Annotated in this window: 1 protein-coding gene; it reads right to left on the bottom strand. The window is 35.6% G+C overall.

Annotation, left to right across the window (positions count from 1 at the left end; all coding sequences use genetic code 11):
- Positions 1 to 476: 476 nt before the first annotated feature.
- Positions 477 to 809: L,D-transpeptidase (locus tag V7068_RS22455; protein WP_499714638.1), on the bottom strand; the 333-nt coding region annotated here is incomplete at its 5' end.

Raw genomic sequence — 809 nt, 5'->3', positions numbered from 1 at the left:
TGACAATGTATTAATCAACTAAAAGCCTTGATACTACTAGTATCGGGGCTTTTTTATTACCTTTGTAGGTTTCATATCTCCAAATATTTTACTTGTATTTTGGCTGGCTTCTTGAAAATCTAGTGACTTATTTAATAGTTTGATTCTTTAATCAGTAACCAGTCTCCTTATCTATAAGGAAAAGAAGACCAGTTATGTAGTGATTACTTTAAAAAATAGTCGAATGATATGAATCCGTATATGGAAACACAAACAATAACTGAGCAAATCACCCACATAATTCCTTTATTTCTAAAAACAGCAAGTACAGTATCCAAAAGGATGCCCTCCTTATCAAGTAGGTTAGTTTCAGTATATGTCATTCGTTCATATATTGATTGCTGGATAAAAAGTGCTAGTGTTTATGAATGCTTGCTTGAAGTTTGAAAGCGGAGAGTAGACCAAAACTACGCAGCAAAGGAGCAAGGTTAACCGATTTATTTATGAATGGAAACCCCAGTACCAATTGGAACTCTAGATGATAAGTCTAGAACATCATGATTAAACATTCTAATACATCCATGTGAGACATTCTTACCGATTGAAGCTGGATTATTTGTTCCGTGTATACCGTAGTGGAGCCTTGATAATCCCATCCAAAGCACTCCAAATGGTCCGCCGGGGCTAGGCTGTTTATTGATAATCGTGTATGTCCCGGAAGGTGTTGGTGATAATATTTTTCCAACTGCAATTGGGTAAGTTTTTATAAGTCTGTTTCCATCAAAAAGTTTTAATTGATGTCGTGATGTTGATACGTCAATCCATCTCGC

The organism is Bacillus sp. JJ634, assembly GCF_036962285.1.
GTDB lineage: Bacteria > Bacillota > Bacilli > Bacillales > DSM-1321 > Peribacillus > Peribacillus asahii_A.
The sequence above is the reverse complement of the archived record's forward strand: the minus strand, read 5'-3'. Positions and strand labels throughout refer to the sequence as shown.